This window comes from Gammaproteobacteria bacterium (assembly GCA_032250735.1).
Taxonomy (GTDB): Bacteria; Pseudomonadota; Gammaproteobacteria; order SZUA-152; family SZUA-152; genus SZUA-152.
In genome coordinates this window covers 14,284-35,752 of the sequence record JAVVEP010000022.1, presented here as the reverse complement: position 1 = coordinate 35,752, position 21,469 = coordinate 14,284, and the positions used below count along the sequence as shown (strand labels likewise).

Genomic DNA, 21,469 nt, shown 5'->3' with positions numbered 1-21,469 from the left:
GCGAACAAACATGCGAACAAACATGCGAACAAACATGCGAACAAACATGCGAACAAACATGCGAACACCTACTACTGTGTTTATCGGGCTGAGCCTTTTTGCCGGCCTGTTGGCGATGGGCACGGCGCAGGCCTATACCCCGAAGGCCGAGAAGGTTACCGAGAACGTCTATGCCTTCATCGGCCCGCTGGGCCAGCGTAGTGAAGAGAATGACGGGCTCAATAACAATCTCGGTTTTATTATTGCCGACACCGGCGTCATCCTGATTGATTCCGGCGCCAGCCGCATCGGGGCGCAGCGGGTAGAGGCGGCCATCGCGGCGGTGACCGATAAGCCGGTGAAATGGGTGATCAATACCGGCAGTCAGGACCATCGCTGGCTGGGTAATGACTACTTTGCCTCCCGGGGGGCCGAGATCATCGCCATGGCGCGCACGGTGGAGACGCAGAAGAAATATGCCGATGCCCAGATGAAAAACATGCAGGGCTTCCTGAAGCAGCGCTTCGAGGGAACTGTGCCGAAACAGGCCGACAGGATCATTGCGGGCGAGTCGGCCAGCCTTGACCTGGATGGTCAGCAGCTGGAGCTGCGTTATACCCATGCGCATTACCCCGGCGATATCCGGGTGTGGCTGCCGGCACAGTCGGTGGTCTTTTCGGGCGACCTTATCTATGTCGATCGCATCTTCACCGTGCTGCCCTGGTCCAGCGTGAAGAATGGGCAGCAGGCCTTTCACGAGCTGGTTGCGCTCAAGCCCCGCTTCATCGTGCCCGGCCATGGCGGCGTCAGCACGGTAGAAAAGGCGAAACGTGACTGCGGCGACTATTATGATTTTCTGGTCAACACCATCGGTGCCGGTGCACGGGAGATGGAATCCATGCAGGATATTCTCAAGCAGTATGAAGACCTGCCCCAGTTCCGGCACCTGGAACATTTTGACAGCCTGCACCGCACCAACATGAATCGCACCTATCTTGAGTTCGAGCAGCTTTAAGGGTGGCAAGACTTTTCGTTAGACAGGGTTGTCGGGCACGGGCACTGTAGGCCGACAAGCAGATGCAGACGACCATCCTCTGGTTTCGGCGCGACCTGCGCCTGCACGACAACCCCGCGCTGAACCGGGCCTGTGATAACGGCGGCTCAATATTGCCCATCTATATCCATGCCCCGCAGGAGGAGCGACCCTGGGCGCCGGGCGCTGCCTCGCGCTGGTGGCTGCACCACAGCCTGCTGGCGTTGGACACGCAGTTACGCGCTTACGGCCTCCGGCTGCACTATTTCGCCGGCGCCAGTGAGTCGGTGCTGGCGGAGATCATCCAGCAGACCGGGGCCGGTGCGCTGGTCTTCAACCGCCTGTACGAACCGCATTTGCAGCAGCGCGACCGGGCGCTGGAAGACAGGTTGGGGCATAACATTAAGCTGACCGCCTTTGATGCCGGCCTGCTGGCGACGCCGGGAACGGTGCTCAACAATCAGCAACAGCCCTACCGGGTGTTCACGCCCTTTTATAAAAAACTCAGGCCGATCGTCGATGCCGTGTACGCCGACTACCCGATCCGCTTTCCCTTGGCGAGCGCGAAAAAGCTCTCCTCGCCCCGTGTCCGTTCTGCTCTCCCGTTGCAGGCGCTCGGACTGCTGGACAGCCATCCCTGGCACCACAAGCTCGCCAAGCACTGGACGCCCGGTGAGTCGCACAGCCTGGATCTGCTCGACCGTTTTGTAGACGGAGCGATGGAGGGTTATCCGCAGGACCGCGACATTCCCTCGGTGGAGGGTACCTCCCGCCTGTCTCCCGGTCTGCACTTTGGCGAGCTGACGCCGCAGCAGATCTACCGGCGTATACTGCCGATCCTCAATGGGGCAGGGGGCAAAGGCGCGACCACCGCGGCCGAGGTTTTTCTGCGGCAGCTGATCTGGCGTGAGTTTGCTCATCACATTTTGTGGCACTTTCCGCAGACCGCCACCCAGCCGATGAATCCGCGTTATAAAAAATCCTTCTGGCGCAGCAACCGGCGCGACTTTTCGCGCTGGACGGCGGGTAAAACCGGCATCCCCATCGTCGATGCCGGCATGCGCCAGCTGTGGGAGACGGGGTGGATGCATAACCGCGTGCGGATGATCACCAGTTCCCTGTTGACCAAAAATATGGGCATCAACTGGACGCAGGGCGCGCACTGGTTCTGGGAGACCCTGGTGGATGCGAATCTCGCCAACAACACCATGGGCTGGCAGTGGGTGGCCGGCTGTGGCGTGGATGCCTCGCCGTACTACCGGATATTCAATCCCGTCACCCAGGCGAAGCGATTTGATCCCAGGGACGCCTATATCCGGCAGTGGCTGCCGGACTATCAATCCACCGGCTATCCCGCGCCGATGGTCGATCTGGCCAGCAGTCGACAGATCGCCCTGGCCCGCTATCAGCAGGACATCAAGTCCGGCTAGCGTGAGAACCGCGATGTGGCCGCCGACAAGGCCACGATTCAGGAAAGGGAAACAGGGGCAGTCAATATCTCAGGCAATGTCCCAGGCAATATCGTTTATACTTTTTGATCTCCATCGGTTTCGACAACATCACTGGCGCGCACGCGCAAGGCTATAAGGATTGTTATGCACGCATTGTTAATCATATCTCACGGTAGTCGCAGGGCGCAGTCCAACGACGAGGTGGTTCAGCTGTGTCAGCTTGTCAGTGAGCACGTGGAGGGCGATTTTGATCTGGTGCGGGCGGCATTTCTGGAGCTGGCAAGCCCCTCGATTCCCGAAGGCATAAAACGCTGTGTTGATGATGGCGCGGAGTGCGTCACCATCGTGCCCTATTTTCTGGCGGCGGGCAGGCATGTTGCCGAGGACATTCCCTCGATAGTGAATGCGGCCCGTGTCGAGTTTCCCGAGACGATGCTTTCTATCGCCCCGCATCTTGGTGCGTTTGAGGGTATGGCGCGGATGCTGGCGGAGGTTGCCAGGGCGCAGGGCGGTGGTCGCGACTAGTAGTAGCGACTAATTTCCGTTAGATGTTAACAATAGTATTAGACAAATTATTAGATAAAGCATTCGACAAAATAGAGGACGAAAAAAAACCCCGCCGGAGCGGGGTTTTTTGTATCGGTGTTATCCGATGGGGTGGTGATTAGGCAGTAACGTTAGACGCCTGAAGGCCTTTGGGGCCGTTCTCTACGTCAAACGTGACCGGCTGACCTTCAGCCAGGGTTTTGAAGCCCGAACCCTGGATGGCATTGAAATGCACGAATACGTCATCGCCGCCATTATCCTGAGAAATAAAACCGAAACCTTTGGCTTCGTTGAACCACTTTACAGTACCTGTAGTCATGTGACATTTACCTTTGAAAAATTAAAATTAGAGTGTTGCGTACAGGAGATGAAAAGAGGAATCAGGGGGTAACTTGAAGGGAACAACCAGAACTGCCTATACCAAAATCTGTAGCTGCGCGGACTTTAGGGGTATTCGCAGGGTCTGTCAAGCGTTATATCCGGTTTTGCCTTTTATTTAGTTTCTTATCTTGATTGTCTTGAGCGTTGTGAGAGCAAGACAAAACCGGTTCCGTTGTGTCATTCACCGTGGCTATTCATAACGCAGGGCGTCAATGGGCCTCATGCGTGACGCCTTGCGGGCGGGATGCAGGCCGAAAAAGATGCCCACCAGCACGGAAAAGGAAAAGGCCAGCACCACCGCCCAGGGGGTGATGGCGACCGGGAAGCTGGAGACGCGGGACAGGATCGCCGCGCTACTGAGTCCCAGCACCATGCCCAGCGCGCCGCCGGCGCCGCTCAGTAGCAGGGCCTCGAGCAGAAACTGCCAGAGGATGTCGCGTCGCCGTGCGCCGAGGGCCATGCGGATGCCGATCTCGCGGGTGCGTTCGGTGACGGACACCAGCATGATATTCATGATGCCGATGCCCCCCACCAGCAGGGACACCGAGGCGATGCTGCCCAGCAGATAGGTGAACACCTGGGCGCTTTCTTCCGAGGCCTGGGCCAGTTCGGCGCGGTTATGAATGCGGAAGTCGTCTTCCTGTCCCGCTTGCAGGCGATGGCGTTGGCGCAACAGCCGTTTGACCTCGTCGATCACCTGGAAGGTGAGCTCGCGGCCGGCGGCCTGCACCTCGATGTAATCCACGTGGGTAATGCCCATCAGTTTGCGCTGTACGGTGGTGAGTGGCGCGAAGATGCGGTCGTCCTGATCGGAGCCCCAGGCCGAGGCCCCTTTCTCCTCCAGCACGCCCAGTATCCGGCAGGCCACGCCGGTGATCACAATGGATTCACCGATGGGATTGGCCAGGCCAAACAGCTCCCGCGCCACCGTTTGCCCCAGCAGGCAGACATGGGCGGCGCTGGCCACATGCCGTTCGCTAAAGGGTTCGCCCTCGGCCAGGGCCCAGCTGCGTACGCGGAAGTAGTCGGGTGTGACGCCCTCCACCGCCGTGCCCCAGTTGGTGCCCCGGTAGCGCGCCTGGGCCGAGGTGCGCACCGTGGGGGCCACGGCGATGACGCCGGGCAGGTCGGCGATGGCCTCGGCGTCGGCATAGGCATAGGACAGGGTGGTGGTGCCGGCGCCGCTGCGCACCCCGCCGTGGGTCATGGTTCCGGAGCGAATCATCAGGCTGTTGGTGCCCATGCTCTCCAGTTGCGCGGCGATGCGCTGTTGGGCCCCGGCGCCGATGGACACCATGGCGATCACCGAGGCCACGCCGATGATCACACCCAGGGCGGTGAGAGTGGCGCGGCTCTTGTTGCGCCACAGGGCGCGCAGGGCCAGTTGCAATGCGGCGGTCCAGTTCATGATACGGCCCGGTTCATGTCGAGGCCTCCAGCATGCCATCGCGCAGGGTCAGGCTGCGTTGCGCGCGGGCCGCCACCTCGGGTTCGTGGGTGATCAGGAGGATGGTCAGGCCCTCGTCCCGGTTCAGCCCCTCCAGCAGGTCAAGAAATTCCAGGCTGGTGGCCGTGTCCATGTTGCCGGTGGGCTCGTCGGCCAGCAGCAGCGTGGGGCGGGTGACCAGGGCGCGGGCAATGGCCACGCGCTGCTGCTGGCCGCCGGACAGCTGGTTGGAGAGGTGTTGCAGCCGATCCCCCAGGCCCATGCGCTGGAGCATGGCGGTGGCCTGTTCGCGGCGTTGGCGTTTGCCCACGCCGGCATAGATGAGCGGGGTTTCGACATTTTCCAGGGCGCTGGTGCGCGCCAGCAGGTTGAAGTTCTGGAACACGAAGCCCAGTTGACGGTTGCGCAGCAGGGCGAGCTCATCGGCATCGAGGCGGGAGACATCCTCGCCATTGAGCCGATACTCGCCCGCGTCCGGTACATCCAGACAGCCCAGCACGTGCATCAGGGTGGACTTGCCGGAGCCGGACGGCCCCATGATGGCGAGGAATTCACCGCGCCCCACGTCGAGGTCGATACCGCGCAGGGCGTGCACGCTGACGCCGTCCATCACATAGGACTTGTGCACCCCGCGCATCTGGATGATGGGCGTGTCCATCCGCTCAAAAGAGGCTCAGGCCAAAGCGGCGTGTGCCCTGACTATTTTGGCGCTCGCCCGGCACGGCGATCTCCAGCCCCGCCTGCAGATTCTCGCCCAGCACCTCGGTCTCTTTCTCGCCTGCCAACCCCAGGCCGACCGTGAGCGGCGACAGCTGCTGGCCCTGTGCCAGCCAGAGTACGGCCTCGTTGGGCTTGAGTGCATCGCGCAGGGTCTTGAGGCGATCGGCCGGCCATGGCGGGACATAGCGCAGCGCGGTATTCGGCACCTTGAGGATGTCGTCGCGCCGCTCCACCTCGATGGCCACCGTGGCGGTCATGCCCGGCTTGAGGGCCAGGTCGGCGTTATCGACGTGAATGATGCAGTTGTATTTCACCACGCCGGCCTCAATCTTCGGTTGCAGCCGAATCTGTGCCACCCGTCCGCTGAACAGGCGTTGCTGATAGGCGAACACGCTGAAGCTCACGGGCTGGTCTTGCTGGATCATGCCGATAAAGGCCTCGTCCACATCCGCTTCAATCTGCATGGCCGCCAGGTCCTGGGCGATGGTGAACAGGGTGGGCGCCTGCAGGCTGGCCGCGACGGTCTGGCCCACATCCACATTGCGTGAGATGACCACGCCGTCGATGGGCGCGTAGATGGTGGTGTAGGCAAGATTCACCTGTTCCCGCGCCCGGGCCGCCGCCGCCTGTGCCACCGCCGCCTGACTGACCCGATGCTCGACGGTGGCGGCCTCGTGGGCGAAGCGGGCCGCATCGACCTCGCTCTCCGAGACCAGTTTCTGCCGGTGTAAATCCTCGACCCGTCGCAGCTGGCGGGCGGCATCCAACACTGCAATCCAGGCCCTGTCCTGTGAGGCCTCCGCGCTCTTGAGGTTGGAATTCGCCTCTGCCAGGCGCGCATCAAAGATGGCGGAGTCGATCTGCGCGATCACCTGACCCTTGCTGACCCGGCTGTTGAAATCCACATTCAGGCGCTGGATCGTGCCGGAGACCTGGCTGCCGACCTGCACGGTAATCACCGGGTTGAGCGTGCCGGTGGCAGAGACGATGGCCTTGAGTTCACCGCGTTTGATGCTGACGACATCATAGCCGGGCGTCTGTTCGCCGCTATCCGCCGGGAGAAAAAACCACACGCCGGCGACGATCAGCAGGGCAGGGATGAGGAGATATTTCAGGTAACGAGGTTTCATCTTTGCCCTGGGGGGAGGGGTGTCCTTTGCATGTGTCGCACTCATGAATATAGCCTAAAACCTGCCTGCGGCCGTTGTCGGTAATGGCAGACCTTTCCCAAAATAGAGAGGCGCGGATTCCAAAATAGAGAGTCGCGGATTGACCCCCTCTCCTTCAGGGAGACGACTACAGGGATGTAGTCGGTTGGCCATGTCGGGAACATATGGCCCAGGGTTGGGGTGAGGGTGGTGTGTGTGTGCTGATGTTGTTCCCCCTCACCCTGTCCCTCTCCCTCAGGGAGAGGGAACCCTCCGATGTTGCTCACCTATGCCCCAATATCGGTGGCTCCTAGGTGCTGAGTGTAACCCGTGCGCGCAAGCCACCAAGATCGGGCGAGAGGTCGAGGCGGAAACTGCCGTGATAGCTGTCGACGATGTCCTGGGCGATGGCCAGCCCCAGACCATGGCCCACCGTCTTTTCATCGATGCGCAGGCCGCGCTGGGTGAGCTTTTCCAGCTCATGCTCGGCGCAGCCCGGGCCATCATCCTCGACCTGGATCTGCAGGCCGTCCGCATCGCGGATATGCAGCTTCACTTCATGCCTGGCCCATTTGCAGGCGTTGTCCAGCAGGTTGCCCAGCAGTTCCAGGAAATCCTCGCGGTCCATGCTCACCCCCTGGGTCAGGTCTAACTGGGAGTGGATGTTGATCTTGCGCTCGCGATAGATGGCCAGCAGGCTTTCGGTGAGCGCGGCGACCTCCGTGGCGATGTCCAGCCGCTGGCCGGGCATCCTGTGGCCGGCGAGACGCGCCCGGGTCAGTTCCCTGTCGATGAGCTGCTGTAGCTGGGTGGTCTGCGCCAACAGGCGGTCACGCAGTTCCGGCCGGTCGTTGAGTTCGTCGCGGTAGGCCAGCTGTTGTAAATGGGTGAGCGGCGTCTTCATGGCATGGGTGAGATTGCCGAGGGCGTTGCGGGAACGCTGCAGGCGCTGGTGCAGGTTTTCCAGCAGGTGGTTGACCTCCCTGACCAGGGGCGCCACCTCGCTGGGGACGTCTTCATTGATCGCACTGATCTCACCCCGTTCCAGACGCTGCAGGTCCTCGCGGGTCCTGCCCAGGGGGGCAAAGCCCCGCTGGATGATCAGCGTCAGGATGCCCACCAGAACGGCCAGCGCCAGCAGCGAGGCGATGGCATAGCCGAGGCGGAATGCTTGCAGGTCCTGCTCGATGGGATTGAAGTCTTCGGCGACTGCAATCCGGATCGCCACGCCCTGCTTGTGAAACTGCTTGCTCCACAGCAACAGGGTCTGCGCCTGGGGGCCGGGAATGAATGTTCCCGTGGCCGGTGTGCTGCCGGGATCGGCATCGCTTAAGGCCTGATCCCACAACGAGCGCGACCGGTAGGTCTGATCGCCGATCACGATCTGATAGTAGCGGCCCGAAAAGGGGCGTCGAAAAATCGGATCGATGGCGGTCTGCTCCAGCGCGGCTTGCGCCGGCGGTGTGATGACGATAGAGCGCAGCAGGTTTTCGGCGTCGTGCATCAGCCGTTCGCTGATGTAGTGCTCGGCGAGGAGCCGCACGGTATGGCTGACCATTATCCACTGCAGTGCAAAGATCACCACCAGGCTCAGCAGCAGGCCGAGGCTCAGGCGTGACTGGATGGAGCGCACTAGTGGTGCTCCGTGAACAGATAACCCTGGCCGCGACGGGTCTGGATGATGTCCTTGCCCAGTTTCTGGCGCAGACGTTTCACATACACCTCGATGACGTTGCTGTCCTTGTCGGAATCATAGTCGTAGACGTGTTCGGTGAGAGTTGATTTGGAGAGTATTCTGCCGGGGTGTAACATGAAATAGCGTAACAGGCGGAATTCCGTGCCGGTAAGTTCGAGGGTGTTGCCATCGGCAGCCGTCACCGTTTGTCGTTCTTCATCCAGGCTCAGGCCGCTGATGTTCAGTGTGCCGACCTGTTGCTTGCTGCGTTTGATCAGCGCGCTGAGGCGGGCAATGAGCTCTTCGGAGTGAAACGGTTTGCCGAGATAGTCGTCGGCCCCGGCCTTGAAGCCGTCGACCCTTTCATGCCAGGCGTTGCGCGCAGTGAGAATGATGACCGGCACCTTGTTGTCCTGCCGGCGCCAGTTGTGCAATACCTCCAGGCCGGGGCGTTGTGGTAATCCCAGATCCAGCACAATGGCATCGTAAGGCTCGGAGGCGCCCATGAATTCGCCATCCACGCCATTGTCCGCCTCGTCCACGGCAAAACCCGCCTTGACCAGGTCGTGCCGGAGATCGGCGCGCAACAGGTCATCGTCTTCGATCAGCAGCAGGCGCATTCAGTCTTCCTGTTTCTCTTTCAACAGCTGACCCGTCTGCGAATCAAACTTCATCTCCCACACCCTGCCATCCTCATCGAGCAGTTCGATTTCATAGCGGTGCCGTCCATGCTTTGATTCCAGTTCCACTTCCAGAATGCGCCCCGGGCGGATCGCCTTTGCCTTCTGGATAATGGTCTCCAGCGGCAGGATGTCGCCGGCCTGTTGCAGCCGGCGCGCCTTGTCGTGATCATCGTCGGCGCTGACGGGAATGCTGACCGACAGCAGGGTCGCGAGTGCCAGTGCAAGCAGTGCGGCGACGACCTTGCCCGGCCTAATCATCCCAGCCACCATAACCCGGAATGTTGATGCGCCGCTCGCTGAAATGTCCCTGCCCGGCATCGCCGTGACAGGCCGGGCATTGGCTGAGGCTGCTGAGTTTCGGGTTGTTGACCAGCACCTTTTTCGGTATCTCATCATGTTCGCGGACAAACTTTGGCAGCTCGGTAATGCGCAGTGGTGTGTGTGATGCCGACAGGCCTTTTTGCAGTTTATGCAGGCGGCGGTTGGTGGAGCTCTCGGCGCTGTTGTCGATCAGGTAGCGGGAAATCGCCTGCTGGCTGGTGCTGTCCAATTCGGCATTGTCTCCATAGTGATCGTCGAGTGTCGACATGATGGCCTGCCAGGAACGCTGAGGCAAGAGGCCGGGTGCATAGGCGAAATGGCAGCCGCCGCATTCCTCAATATACAGGGGGTTTTGTGTCACGCTGGCATCGCGTTGCCAGAGGCCCTGGCCATGCTCGTCATCGTTATCGCTGAACGAGGTCTGGCTGATGGCAAGGCTGATGAGGCCAATGATTGCGATGCTGAGGGTGAAGGTTTTCATGATTTTTTTCCTTTATTTATGTGACGGATTGTTTATGTAGTGGGTGTTTGCGTACTAACGAGGGGCATCTTTTGCATGTGTCGCAGTACCAAATTGTCGTGATACGGTTTAGAGCGACTGGATGTAGCTCAGGTAGTCGCCCTTCTCCTGGGGTGTACACTCGCGTCCATACACCCATTTACAGTTACGCTTGAGCCATTTTTCCACCTGCTTTCTATCACTGAGTCGTTGCGGGTTGCTGCTCGGCGCCAGCGGTTCGATGGCCTTGCCGGTACGCTCGTGCTTGCCGGTGTTGTGGAGGTTGCTGGTATGACAGCTGGCACAGCTCCTGGCCTTGCCGGAGTCGGGGTCGATATGGGTCTTGTCCCAGGCGCTCTGTCCGGCGCTGGCGGAGAAGGGCTGTGCGCCGGCCTGTTGGTATTCCTGCAACAGCTGTTCGGTGATGCTGCCGGCCATGGCGCCGGCGCCACCACCGAACAGGGCCAGTATGGCGATGCCTGTTAAGGTCTTTTTGTGGTTAATCGGTTTCATGCTTCGCTCCTGTTTATATTTGGTTGGGTGATTGGACGCCTGATGTTCCAGGAGCCTGTTTTACAGTCGATTCTTGCGGCCGGTGACCATGCTGCGCGGCAGGTTTTCGCCATGGATCAGGCTTTCCAGCAGCACGCCGCCCACATGGATGAACACCAGCAGGAGGGTGAAGTTGGCGAAAAATTCATGCACCTCTTCGAGTGCGTCTTCCCACCATTCGCTGCTGCCGGCCATCAGGTTGGCCAGCGGGCCGCTCTGTTCCTCGGCGCCGAGCAGGGCGATGCCGGTGGTGACGGTGAGAATGAGACTCAGCAGCAGGGCGATGATCATGGCGCCGCCGGCGGGATTGTGGCCAAGGTAGCGCGGTGCCCTGAGTCGCACGGTATCCTTGAGGTGCTGCAGGATGGCGCGGGGTGAGAAGACAAAATCGGAAAAGCGGGCGTGTTGAAAACCGATCAGCCCCCAGATCAGGCGGTAGGCCAGCAGTCCCCCGATCAGATATCCGGCCCAGCTGTGCAGGCTGAGAAAGTCGTCTTCCGTGACATAGGCCACGATAAAGGCGCTGACCAACAGCCAGTGAAAGATGCGGACGGAGATATCCCACACCTTGACCTGTTCGGTGGCTGGCGAGCGGTCGGCGGGGTTGATGACGTGGTTGCTGACGTGGTTGTTGACAGGATTCATGGCGATGCTCCTCAAGAGGTCGATGGTTACCGGTGTCGACTGCCCGAATAGCGTGGGCGGTCGGCGATCTTGAGCGAACTGTAGAGCAGCAAGCTGAAATGAAACTGAAAAGGCTGTTAGGGGAGTTGTTCCATTGCGGGGCTGTGCTGTATGGCCGGGTGGTGATGGCCGTTGCTGAGATGCAGCAGGGGTGGGGTCAGAGTCCAGATGCCAAAGCCCATCACCAGCAGGGCGGCGATCTGGCGCAGGGCGGTGGTCTGTATCCAGCGCCTGAGCCGGTGCGCGAAGGCGCCGGTCAGCAGCATCACCGGCACGGTGCCGAGGCCGAAGCTGGCCATGATGAGCGCGGATTGTTGCCAGTGGCCGACGGCCCCGGCGAGGGTCAGCGTGCTGTACACCAGACCGCAGGGCAGCCAGCCCCAGAGCAGGCCGAGCAGCAGCGCCTGTGGGCCGTGGGTCACCGGCATCAGCCGCTGGGTGAGGGGTTGCAGGTGTCGCCACAACAGCCGATTGCCCAGGGTTTCGAGATGCACCAGCCCGCGCCACCAGCCCGCAAGATACAGCCCCATGGCGACCATCATCAGCCCGGCGAAGATGCGCAGGCCGGGGCCGAGCACGGCCCCCGGCCCTTGCAACAGCATCCCCAGCCCGCCGATCAGCGCCCCGGCGAGGCTGTAGCTGAAAACCCGGCCGAGGTTGTACAGCAGCAGGGTGAGTGACAGGCGCGTGCGTGATGGCTGGGCGGGCAGGGCGAAACTCAGGGCGTTCATGATGCCGCCACACATGCCCACACAGTGCACCCCACCGAGCAGGCCGATAAGGAAGGCGGAGGCGATGGTGATGGCGGGGTCGTTCATGCCGGCGTCGTTAATCTCCTGTCGGACGTCGGATGGCGTTAAGATGGTGTCCCACTCGCGCAGCCTGGCAGGACGCTATCCGTATGTACAACAAGATCATCTTCGGCATCCTGGTGCTGGGCCTTATGCTCATTGCGGTGAGTCTACTCACACCGCCGGGCAGGGAAAAGGCGGCAGACGTGTCGGGCCGTCCCGCGGCCCAGTTTCTGCCCTGGCAGATCGAGCCCACCGCCGACGGCAGCATCCGAGTGTTTGGCCTGACCCTGGGTGAATCCACCCTGCAACAGGCCGAGGCGCTTTTTCAGGGCGGCGCCAAGGTCAGCCTGTTTGTGGCCGCCGATGGTCAGCATAAGGTCGAGGCCTATTTCGACAAGGTGATACTCGGCGGCCTCAGTGCCCAGCTGGTGCTGGTGATGGCCCTCGCTCAGGAACAGCAGGCGGCCATGTTTCGGCGCGGCGCGCGGGTCAGCAGCCTGGCCGGCGGGGCGAAGAAGGTCACCCTCAGCGGGGCAGACCTGCAGACGGTGTTCGCCGCGCCGATCGACAGCATTGCCTATCTGACCCGCACGCGGCTGGATGATGAACTGCTGCGCAAACGCTTTGGCGAACCGGCACAGCGGATTCGCGAGGCACACAACAATGCCACGCACTGGCTGTATCCCGAACAGGGTCTGGATGTGACCCTGCATGATGAAGGGCACGCCGTGCTGCAATATATTGCGCCGCGGCGCTTCTCGGTCCTGATGACGCCGCTCCTGATGGCGCCGTTGCTGGAGGACGGCGCGCCACTCTGAGCGCGACATTGGTTCCGTCGACATTGGCTCAGTCGGCATCGGGCCAGTTTTTTCCGGGCTGTTTGCTGCGCGCGGACGCATCCTCGGGTGCGCTGGGCTTGTTTGCCGTGTCGGGTAACAGGGGGTCGTCGTCATCCATCAGGATGCGGTTGGCGTCACCTTCCAGATCATCGTACTGGCCGCTTTTCACCGCCCACACCAGGATGCCGACCATCACCAGGCCGAGGATGATCATCGCCGGGATCAGCCCGTAGATCACTTCCATGTTCTGTCCCCTGTCGGTTTCTGAAACACCGTGCGGATGCGCGCCGCGTTAGCGATCACCAGCAGGGAGCTGATGGGCATGGAGATGGCCGCGATCAGCGGGGTGATCAACGCCGCCATCGCCAACGGCACCATGATGAGGTTATAGCTGAAGGACAGGCCGATGTTCTGGCGGATGGTGCGCAGGGTGCGTTGCGACAGCTGCATGGCCAGCCGTACCTTGTCCAGTTCATTGCTGATGAGGATGATGTCGGCGCTCTCGCCCGAGACGTCGGTGCCTGAACCCAGGGCGATACCCACGTCGGCGCGATTGAGCGCGGCGGCGTCGTTGATGCCGTCACCCACCATGGCGACGATGGTGCCGTCTAGTTGCAGTTGGCGGATGATGTTGTCCTTGTCCTCTGGCAGCACCTCGGCAATGCTGTCCATGCCGCCCAGTTGCCGGGCGATGCGTTCGACGATGGGCTGCCGGTCGCCGCTGAGGATGGTCATGCGGACATGATTGGCGCGCAGCGCATCGACCAGTTGCCGGGCGTCCGCGCGCAGCTGGTCATTGATGGCGATAAGCCCGCTGTGCCGGCCATCAATGGCAACCTGGACACAGCTTGATCCCCGCTCTTCCCACTGCTGGGTGGCGCGGCGCAGGGCCTCATCCAGCGGCAGGTCATTCTGCAGCAGCCACTGTTCGCTGCCAATCACCACCGGGCGACCCTCCACCTCGCCGCGGATGCCAAGGCCGGGCCGATTCTCCATCTGCTGCGCCGCCAGCCGGGAAGCGTCCTTTATTTCTGTATAACCGCAAATAGCGGTTGCGATGCTGTGCTCGGAATAGTGTTCCAGTGCCGCGGCGTGTTGCATCAGTGTCAGGCTGTCCATGTCGTTCTGCGTGACCACCTCCTGCACCCGCATACGCCCCTCGGTGAGGGTGCCGGTCTTGTCAAACACCACATGCCCGATATGCGACAGGGTTTCCAGCACCCCGCCATTCTTGATGAGGATGCCGTGCCGCGCGGCCAGGCCGGAGGCCGAGGCGATGGCCATGGGCGTGGCCAGGCCGAAGGCGCAGGGGCAGGTGATGATCAACACCGCGGTGGCGGCCATTAGCGCAATATCGAAATCGGTCGGCAACCACCAGAGGAAGGTGAGGCTGGCCAGCAACAGGGTGGCGGCCACAAACCAGGGCACGATGCGATCGGCGGTGCACTGGATCGGCGCCCGCGAGGCCTGGGCCGTCTCCACCAGGTCGATGATGCGCCCCAGCGCGGTGTTTCGCAGTACGCCCTCGACGCGCACGGTCAGCGTGCTGTCGGTATTGAGGGTGCCGGCGGAGACGTGATCGCCCGCCTGTTTGACGACCGCACGGGACTCCCCGCTGAGCATGGATTCATCCACCTTGCTGCGCCCCTCGGTGACGAGTCCGTCGACGGGGATCTGTTCGCCGGGTTTGATCAGCACCACATCGTCGACCCTCACGGCGCGAATCGGCAGCAGCACGGACTCGCCATCGCGTAACACCGTCGCCGCGCGGGGTTGCAGGTCGAGCAGGCGCTGGGTGGAGGCGACGGCCTGGCGTCTGGACATGGCCTCGAGGTAGCGACCCACCAGAATCACAAACAGAAAATTCACCACCGTGTCGTAATACACCTCGCCCATCAGTGATGGATGGAGGGTGACATACACAGAGTAACTGTAAGTGGATATGGCACCGATGGCGATGGGCAGGTCCATGGTCAGGTGCAGGCGCCGGATGCCGGTCCAGGCGCTGTGCAGGAAGGGATAACCGGAATACAGCAGGGTGGGTGTGGCCAGGGCGAAACCGATCCAGTGAAATAGCTGGCGAAACTCACCGTCGCTGGCGCCGCTGTAGAGGGCGATGGAGATCCACAGCAGATTCATCATCGCAAAGGCGGCGAAGGCCATGCGCAGCAACAGTGAGCGATTGTGTTGTCGGAGGCGACCATCGGCCAGTTCCGGGTCATAGGGGACGGCGGCATAGCCCAGTTGCGCGAGCCGCGTGAGGACCTGTGAGAGTGTGATGCGGCGGTTATCCCATTTCAGCAGCAGGCGCTTGCCGGACAGATTCACCCGTGCGTCCAGTACTCCCTCCAACTGACCCAGGGAGCGTTCGATCAGCCACACGCAGGCGGCGCAATGGATGCCTTCCACCAGCAGATGGATTTCGCGCTGCACGCCCAGCGCGGGCACAAATTCGGCCTGCACCGCGTCGAGATCATACAGGGCCAGATCATTGGCGGTCGCGGGTGGCGGGGCGAGGGCCCCCGCGGGCGCGCGCTCGTAAAAGCCCTCCAGTCCGGCCTCGAATATCGCCTGGCATACCGCCTGACAGGCGGGACAACAGAACTGCCGGGTGTGGCCTGCGATGGCCTGGGTAAAGGTCAGATTCCTGGGCAGCGCCAGGCCGCAGTGAAAACAGCGGTCGGTCATGGTATCCCGCTCGCCGGAGGGATCGGCAGCGGGCGCTGCGGCCAGTGGCTGTACGGCACTCACGGGGTTAATACAGAGATCCGCCGGGTCTGATGATAGACGTCGTCGCCGTGCGTCACCCGCAGATTGATATCCCAGATGCCGGCCAACGGAAAGGCGAGCCGGGTCTGGTACAGCCCTGGCGCAATCTGTTCCACGGGCTTCACGAAATCGGCGTCGGCGTCAGAGGGCCGGTAGAGCATCAATTGCACATCGGCATCCATGATCGACACGCCGCGGGCATCCACCGCAGTGAAGCGATACACGTCCGGCCGGTTAGTATAAATCTGGTCGGGAACCTCCAGGCGGGTCTCCCAGTTGAGCCGGTTACGGGCGGCCAGCCGGGTGACGACATTCTTTTCATACTCGCGGCCCTTCTCATAATAATCGTCGGCCACCAGTCCGGGATTGGTGCTGATGGCAAACACCACGAACACCAGATTGACGATGAGAAACACCGCAATAATACCCAGCACGGACAGGAACCAGGGATTCTTCATCGCCTCCTTGCTTGACTGGGAGTAGCCGGCCCTTAGCAAACGATGGCCGGAGGCGGGGCGTGTCGGTGTGGGCTGCATTATCGTGAGTCTCCGTTGGCTGTCGATGCTGGGCTGGGCGGCGGGCCGAAGAACATGGTGTTATATTCCGCCGCATACTCGGGGTTGCTGGTGTCTTCGATGCGCAGGCTGAGGGGAATGCGTTCCGCCGTCAGCTCGCCAGGGGCAATGCGCAGGAAGATGGTGTGGGCGGTGACACCCCCCTGTCTGGCAGTGAGGGTTTTTTCCGCGTTCACCAGTTGCACCGCAGCATGGCCATGCACGCTCAGTGTCACCTGCCGATCGGCCTCGGTCTTGTTGAGAATCTTCAGCACATATTTATTCTGTATCGAACCGTCGCTGAGCCTGACAAACAGCGGCTGGCGTTCGTGCAGGGCCTTTAATTCCAGTGCGCCGAGATTCGTCAGGCCATAGAAGATACCGCCCAGCGCGGCCAGCATGATGGCGAAATACACCACCACCCGGGGTCGCTGGTAGAGCTTCAGCGTCGGCTTGCCTTCAACCTCATCCAGCGAGGCATAGCGGATCAGCCCGTGGGGACGATGCACCTTGTCCATCACGGCGTCGCAGGCATCGAGACACAGCGCGCAGGTGATGCAGCCCTCCTGCTGGCCGGTGCGGATGTCGATGCCGGTCGGGCACACCGCCACGCACTGTTTACAGTCGATGCAGTCGCCCTGTTCACCGCCCTCGGTGCGACTGCCCTTTTTCAGTTTGCCGCGCGGCTCGCCACGGCCGAAATCATAGGTGGGCAGGATGGTTTCGCGGTCGTACATCACCCCCTGAATGCGGGCATAGGGACAGAGCCAGAAACAGACCTGTTCGCGCATATGGCCGGCGAACAGGTGGGTGAAAAACACAAATACGCCGACGGTGCCCCAGGCGAAGAGGGGGGCCTGTAAGGTGAGATAGTCTTTCCAGAGCTCAAACGCATCGCCAAACCAGAGCGTGAAACTGATCCCGGTGAGCAGGCCGATGGCCAGCCAGAGGCTGTGTTTGACGAACTTGATGCGCAGCTTGTGCAGGCTCCACGGTTCCGCGTCCAGTTTGACGCGCCTTGCCGGCGGCCCCTCGAGTTTTTCCTCGATCCACACGAAGATGTCGGTCCACACCGTCTGGAAGCAGAAATATCCGCAAAACACCCGCCCCGCAATGGAGGTGACGGCGGCCAGCAGCAGGGCGAAGAACAGCATCACCAGGGCCAGCATCCATACATCCTGCGGCAGGATGGTGATGTTGAAGATATGGAATTGGCGGGCGGGGATATCAAACAGCACGGCCTGTTGCCCGTTCCAGCGCAGGTAGGGGCCGAGGAAGAAGATTAGCCACACGCTCATGGTCATCCACTTGATGCGGCGGAAGGTGCCCGGCATCCGTTTGGCGTGGATGGTCTTGTCGCCGGTGTTGACGTGCCAGTATTCGGCCTCGTGGTAGAGCGCTTCCAGGCTCTTCAGGTCGGGCTGGCTGGGGGTGTTGGATGCGTTGGATGAATCGCTCACGTCTTTAGATACTCTTACCGCAAAGATGGTCTGGGGATATCCCGCCTGTGTCCGGGCGCGGCCCCTGTTTCATGCGGCCGTAGCCGCATGCTCAATCCTGTGAATGGGTGTGATTGATCAGGTAGACAATGCGTATGGCCAGAAAGATCACCATGGCGATGGTGATGCCTATCGCAAGTATTGATCCAATGACAACGGCGTCCATGATCGCTCCTCTCGTATCGTTGTTGACAACACTTGTGTCAGGGGCCCGTGTGGGCCTTGTCGGGCCCGAACACAATGTGCTCCACTGACTCCGTCGGACAGCGGTCTATTGGCCGCCCCCCAGCCGGTGCACATACACCGCCAGCTTCTTGATCTCGGTTTCCGTCAGCTGTGGCTGGAAGCTGGGCATCTCGGCGACGCGGGTCTCGGTTGCGCCGGGGGCATTCACGCCATAACGGATGGTGTATTTCACGCTCTCCTCGGTGCCCGGGGTGAAGCGCCAGATGCTGTCGGTGAGATTGGGGGCCCCCATCATCTGCATGCCCGTGCCATCCATGCCGTGACAGCCGATACAGCCCTGGTTAACAAACAGCTCCTTGCCGGGGGCATGTTCGCTGCCGGTGCTCATGGCCACCACATGTTTGCCGAGGTCATCAAGCTGTTGCTCGCTGAGCATGGCGCCGAACCCGGGCATCATGCCCTGGCGACCATTGGTGATGGATTGCTGAATGGTTTCGATGTCGCCGCCATAGAGCCATTCGTCATCCGCCAGCACCGGATAGCCGGGATTGCCGGAGCCGCTTGCACCATGGCAAGGGGAGCAACGATCACCGAACAGCACGCGGGCAGAGGCCACGACATAGCTGGAAAGCTCATCATCGGCGAGGATGGCGGCGGCCGACATGCCCTTGAGCCGGTTCTCAAAGGGGGCGCGGACCTGTTCGATCTCGGCCACGTTGGCTTCCAGGCGTTTCATCTGGGTCCAGCCCAGGATGCCCTTGGTCCAGCCGTCGACCAGCGGGATCGACGGATAGAGGATCAGGTACACCACGATAAACACGCCGCTGAGATAGAGTGTAATCATCCACCAGCGGGGAGGCTGGTTGGTGAGTTCGCGCAGATTGCCGTCCCAGACGTGGCCGGTATCCGGGGCATCGGCCGGTTTTTTGTCGTCACTCATTGGCGTTTCTCCGTTGCCGTTTTGTCGGGCGTGGGTTCCGCAGTCCGGGCATGAAAGCCGGGCTCATCATCCAGCGGAATGTAGCGTTGCGCCTCAAATCGCGCCTTGTTGGATGGATGGAAAACATAGAGATAAAGGCCGAGCATCACCAGGAACACCGCAATGGTCATGATCAGCCCCAGCCAGTCGTGCTGGGTCATGGCGCCCCAGTCGGTATGAAAATAGTCTTGGATGTCATTCACGATACACCACCCCATGATCGAGTTTGGCCATGGTACCCAACACTTGTAGATAGGCCACCATGGCATCCATCTCTGTCTTGCCCTCCACGGCGGCCGCCGTGATACCGATGTCGTGGTCCGTATAGGGCACTCCCACGGTTTGCATGCCGCGGAGGTGGGCGGTCACCCTGTCCACGTCCAGCAGGCTGGTGGCAAGCCATGGATAATTGGGCATCACCGATTCCGGCACCACGGAGCGCGGCGCCAGCAGGTGCTTGACGTGCCACTCATCCGAGTACTTGCCACCCAGGCGGGCCAGGTCCGGGCCGGTGCGCTTGGAACCCCACTGGTGGGGATGGTCGTAGATGGATTCCGAGGCCAGCGAGTAGTGGCCATAGCGTTCCTTTTCGTCGCGGAACGGGCGGATCATCTGCGAGTGACACAGGTAACAGCCTTCACGGATGTAGACGTGGCGGCCCCACAGCTCCAGCCCGGTATAGGGGCGGATGCCGTCACCGGGTTGCCAGTCGGCCAGCGTCTCGCCGGCCTCGGGCTGCCAGAGGATCTCGGGGCGGGCATTGTGCTCCATGGTGTCGTCGAGGTAATACAGGGGCACGATCTCGACGATACCGCCTACGGTGAGCACCAGCATCAAGACCAGTAACAGGGCCCAGACATTGCGTTCCATCCTGTCCTGGAACCTGGTGGAATAGATTTTATCAGCCATTGTTCCGTCTCCCTTAGGCCCGTGCTGTCGCGGTGCTCAGGCCGGGTTCGGCGCTGGCCTGGCGAATGGTCATCATCATGTTGTAGAGCATTACCACGGCGCCGACGAAATAGATAAAACCGCCGACGGTGCGCATGACATAGTACGGATACATGGCGGCGACGGATTCCGCAAAGGTGTAGGTGAGGGTGCCGAACTCATCATAGTCACGCCACATCAGGCCCTGCATGATGCCGGAGATCCACATCGCCACGATGTAGATCACAATGCCGATCGTGGCTAACCAGAAGTGCAGATTCACCAGCCGGGTGGAATAGATCTCGGTGTTCCATAAGCGGGTCAACAGGTGATAGGTGGCGCCGGCGCCGATCATGCCGACCCAACCCAGCGCGCCGGAGTGCACATGGCCGATGGTCCAGTCGGTATAGTGCGAAAGGGCGTTGACGACTTTCAGGGACATCACCGGCCCTTCAAAGGTGGACATCGCGTAGAAGGCCAGTGACATGATGAGAAAGCGCAGCACGTAATCGGTGCGCAGTTTGTCCCAGGCCCCGCTCAGGGTCATCATGCCATTTACCGCGCCACCCCAGGAGGGCACGATCATGGCCAGTGACACGGCCGCGCCGAGCGAGCCGGCCCAGTCGGGCAGGGCGGTGTATTGCAGGTGATGTGAGCCCAGCCACACGTAGCCGAACATCAGGCACCAGAAGTGCAGCACCGAGAGGCGATAGGAAAAGATGGGGCGGTCGGCCTGCTTGGGCACAAAGTAATACATGATGCCGAGGAAGCCGGCGGTGAGATAGAAGCCGACCGCATTATGTCCCCACCACCACTGGATCATGGCGTCCTGCACGCTGGCGAAGATGGAATAGGACCTGAACATCTCCACCGGAATAGCCAGGCTGTTGACCACATGCAGATAGGTGATCATGACCATCATGCCCAGATAAAACCAGTTCGACACATAGATGTGCGAGCTCTTGCGTTTGGCAATGGTCATGATGAAATTGAAGGAGAAGGCCAGCCATACCACCGCAATCAGGATGTCGATGGGCCATTCCAGCTCGGCGTATTCCTTGCCCTGGGTAAGGCCCAGCGGCAGGGTGATCACCGCCAGCACTATGATGAGATTCCAGCCCCAGAAGGTGAACCAGGCCAGGGTGTTGCTCCACAGTTTGACGCCGCAGGTACGTTGCACACTGTAGAAGCCGGTCGCCATCAGCACGCAGCCTCCAAAGGCGAAGATCACGGCATTGGTGTGCAGCGGTCGCAAGCGACCGAAGGAGAGATAGGGGCTGTCAAAATTGAGTACCGGCCAGGCCAGCTCGGCGGCGATGTAGACACCGACCAGGGTGCCCACCACCAGGTAGATAACGGTGGCCACCGAGAACCACCGGACCACCTCAAAGTTATATTTCTGCGCTGCCTCTGTTGTATCCACCATCGACGCCTCCCTTCTGGTTACTGCCAGTTCATACCAATTCGTGCCGGTTCATGATGCGTGGTCTAAAGCGGCCTTTTCATCAAACCCCTATTTCAACGGGCGCTTTATTGCATAAGAATTTAATTATTTTAGAATATTGTCAACCACCTGTAATGCTTGGTTATTAGGGTTCTGGTGGCGCGGTGTATCCGGCATACCCCTCTATCGTAGTCGGTTTTCTGTAATGCGCTAGCCGTCGGCGACACCGTCGGAGCAGGATCGATTGTCTGGGCAAGTTAGCGGTGATCACGACATATCCGGCCCGTTTATCCAGGTTGCTAACAAGTATAGGACACGTTTGATGGTTGGCTCGCGGGACGGCCTGGTGGCGATGTGCC

23 protein-coding genes are annotated in these 21,469 nt (G+C 60.9%); 4 read left to right on the top strand and 19 right to left on the bottom strand.

What is annotated here, in order from left to right; all coding sequences use genetic code 11:
* Positions 1–58: 58 nt before the first annotated feature.
* The 3 genes from RRB22_12085 to RRB22_12075 all read left to right on the top strand — a co-directional run bounded on the left by RRB22_12085 (position 59) and on the right by RRB22_12075 (position 2,988).
* Positions 59–994: an MBL fold metallo-hydrolase gene (locus RRB22_12085; protein MDT8385143.1), complete on the top strand. Its 936-nt coding sequence runs from the start codon at positions 59–61 to the stop codon at positions 992–994.
* A 62-nt stretch (positions 995–1,056) separates the two neighbouring features.
* Positions 1,057–2,442: a deoxyribodipyrimidine photo-lyase gene (locus RRB22_12080; protein MDT8385142.1), complete on the top strand. Its 1,386-nt coding sequence runs from the start codon at positions 1,057–1,059 to the stop codon at positions 2,440–2,442.
* A gap of 165 nt (positions 2,443–2,607) precedes the next feature.
* Positions 2,608–2,988, top strand: a complete 381-nt coding sequence (locus RRB22_12075) for a CbiX/SirB N-terminal domain-containing protein (GenBank protein ID MDT8385141.1) — start codon at positions 2,608–2,610, stop codon at positions 2,986–2,988.
* 139 nt (positions 2,989–3,127) lie between these two features.
* Here RRB22_12075 and RRB22_12070 read toward each other — a convergent pair whose 3' ends face one another.
* The 11 genes from RRB22_12070 to RRB22_12020 all read right to left on the bottom strand — a co-directional run bounded on the left by RRB22_12070 (position 3,128) and on the right by RRB22_12020 (position 11,937).
* The gene (locus tag RRB22_12070; GenBank protein ID MDT8385140.1) at positions 3,128–3,328 is read right to left on the bottom strand and encodes a cold-shock protein; all 201 of its coding nucleotides are present in this window, start codon (positions 3,326–3,328) and stop codon (positions 3,128–3,130) included.
* A gap of 252 nt (positions 3,329–3,580) precedes the next feature.
* Positions 3,581–4,798 (bottom strand): ABC transporter permease, encoded by a 1,218-nt coding sequence (locus RRB22_12065; GenBank protein MDT8385139.1) that lies wholly within the window; start codon positions 4,796–4,798, stop codon positions 3,581–3,583.
* A gap of 13 nt (positions 4,799–4,811) precedes the next feature.
* Positions 4,812–5,495 (bottom strand): ABC transporter ATP-binding protein, encoded by a 684-nt coding sequence (locus tag RRB22_12060; protein ID MDT8385138.1) that lies wholly within the window; start codon positions 5,493–5,495, stop codon positions 4,812–4,814.
* A 4-nt stretch (positions 5,496–5,499) separates the two neighbouring features.
* The gene (locus tag RRB22_12055; GenBank protein ID MDT8385137.1) at positions 5,500–6,732 is read right to left on the bottom strand and encodes an efflux RND transporter periplasmic adaptor subunit; all 1,233 of its coding nucleotides are present in this window, start codon (positions 6,730–6,732) and stop codon (positions 5,500–5,502) included.
* A gap of 283 nt (positions 6,733–7,015) precedes the next feature.
* Positions 7,016–8,338 (bottom strand): sensor histidine kinase, encoded by a 1,323-nt coding sequence (locus RRB22_12050; protein ID MDT8385136.1) that lies wholly within the window; start codon positions 8,336–8,338, stop codon positions 7,016–7,018.
* A complete protein-coding gene (locus RRB22_12045) occupies positions 8,338–9,000 on the bottom strand; it encodes a response regulator transcription factor (GenBank protein MDT8385135.1) in 663 nt (220 codons plus the stop codon). Before RRB22_12045 ends, RRB22_12050 begins: the two co-directional genes overlap by 1 nt.
* Positions 9,001–9,321 carry a PepSY domain-containing protein gene (locus RRB22_12040; GenBank protein MDT8385134.1) on the bottom strand — a complete coding sequence of 107 codons (321 nt, stop codon included), beginning with the start codon at positions 9,319–9,321 and terminating at the stop codon, positions 9,001–9,003. It lies immediately after the preceding gene.
* Positions 9,314–9,865, bottom strand: coding sequence for a diheme cytochrome c (locus RRB22_12035; protein ID MDT8385133.1), 552 nt, complete (start codon positions 9,863–9,865; stop codon positions 9,314–9,316). Before RRB22_12035 ends, RRB22_12040 begins: the two co-directional genes overlap by 8 nt.
* Positions 9,866–9,973: 108 nt before the next feature.
* Positions 9,974–10,396 carry a DUF1924 domain-containing protein gene (locus RRB22_12030; GenBank protein MDT8385132.1) on the bottom strand — a complete coding sequence of 141 codons (423 nt, stop codon included), beginning with the start codon at positions 10,394–10,396 and terminating at the stop codon, positions 9,974–9,976.
* A 60-nt stretch (positions 10,397–10,456) separates the two neighbouring features.
* Complete coding sequence (locus RRB22_12025; GenBank protein MDT8385131.1) at positions 10,457–11,080, bottom strand: cytochrome b/b6 domain-containing protein; 624 nt, start codon at positions 11,078–11,080, stop codon at positions 10,457–10,459.
* 116 nt (positions 11,081–11,196) lie between these two features.
* A complete protein-coding gene (locus RRB22_12020) occupies positions 11,197–11,937 on the bottom strand; it encodes a sulfite exporter TauE/SafE family protein (protein ID MDT8385130.1) in 741 nt (246 codons plus the stop codon).
* Positions 11,938–12,020: 83 nt separating this feature from the next.
* On the opposite strand from RRB22_12020, the gene RRB22_12015 reads away from it, so the two are divergent.
* Complete coding sequence (locus RRB22_12015; GenBank protein MDT8385129.1) at positions 12,021–12,731, top strand: hypothetical protein; 711 nt, start codon at positions 12,021–12,023, stop codon at positions 12,729–12,731.
* 28 nt (positions 12,732–12,759) lie between these two features.
* Here RRB22_12015 and ccoS read toward each other — a convergent pair whose 3' ends face one another.
* The 8 genes from ccoS to ccoN form a co-directional block, all read right to left on the bottom strand.
* Positions 12,760–12,996, bottom strand: a complete 237-nt coding sequence (gene ccoS / locus RRB22_12010; GenBank protein MDT8385128.1) for a cbb3-type cytochrome oxidase assembly protein CcoS — start codon at positions 12,994–12,996, stop codon at positions 12,760–12,762.
* The gene (locus RRB22_12005) at positions 12,987–15,440 is read right to left on the bottom strand and encodes a heavy metal translocating P-type ATPase (GenBank protein MDT8385127.1); all 2,454 of its coding nucleotides are present in this window, start codon (positions 15,438–15,440) and stop codon (positions 12,987–12,989) included. The genes ccoS and RRB22_12005 overlap by 10 nt, the downstream gene beginning before the upstream one ends.
* A gap of 59 nt (positions 15,441–15,499) precedes the next feature.
* The gene (locus RRB22_12000; protein ID MDT8385126.1) at positions 15,500–16,057 is read right to left on the bottom strand and encodes a FixH family protein; all 558 of its coding nucleotides are present in this window, start codon (positions 16,055–16,057) and stop codon (positions 15,500–15,502) included.
* Positions 16,057–17,535 (bottom strand): cytochrome c oxidase accessory protein CcoG, encoded by a 1,479-nt coding sequence (gene ccoG, locus RRB22_11995; protein MDT8385125.1) that lies wholly within the window; start codon positions 17,533–17,535, stop codon positions 16,057–16,059. Before ccoG ends, RRB22_12000 begins: the two co-directional genes overlap by 1 nt.
* 310 nt (positions 17,536–17,845) lie before the next feature.
* Complete coding sequence (gene ccoP, locus RRB22_11990; protein MDT8385124.1) at positions 17,846–18,700, bottom strand: cytochrome-c oxidase, cbb3-type subunit III; 855 nt, start codon at positions 18,698–18,700, stop codon at positions 17,846–17,848.
* Positions 18,697–18,942 carry a cbb3-type cytochrome c oxidase subunit 3 gene (locus RRB22_11985; GenBank protein ID MDT8385123.1) on the bottom strand — a complete coding sequence of 82 codons (246 nt, stop codon included), beginning with the start codon at positions 18,940–18,942 and terminating at the stop codon, positions 18,697–18,699. Before RRB22_11985 ends, ccoP begins: the two co-directional genes overlap by 4 nt.
* On the bottom strand, positions 18,935–19,648 hold the full coding sequence (gene ccoO / locus RRB22_11980; protein ID MDT8385122.1) for a cytochrome-c oxidase, cbb3-type subunit II: 714 nt from the start codon (positions 19,646–19,648) through the stop codon (positions 18,935–18,937). The genes RRB22_11985 and ccoO overlap by 8 nt, the downstream gene beginning before the upstream one ends.
* 13 nt (positions 19,649–19,661) lie before the next feature.
* Positions 19,662–21,092, bottom strand: a complete 1,431-nt coding sequence (gene ccoN, locus RRB22_11975; protein MDT8385121.1) for a cytochrome-c oxidase, cbb3-type subunit I — start codon at positions 21,090–21,092, stop codon at positions 19,662–19,664.
* Between the last annotated feature and the right edge of the window lie 377 nt (positions 21,093–21,469).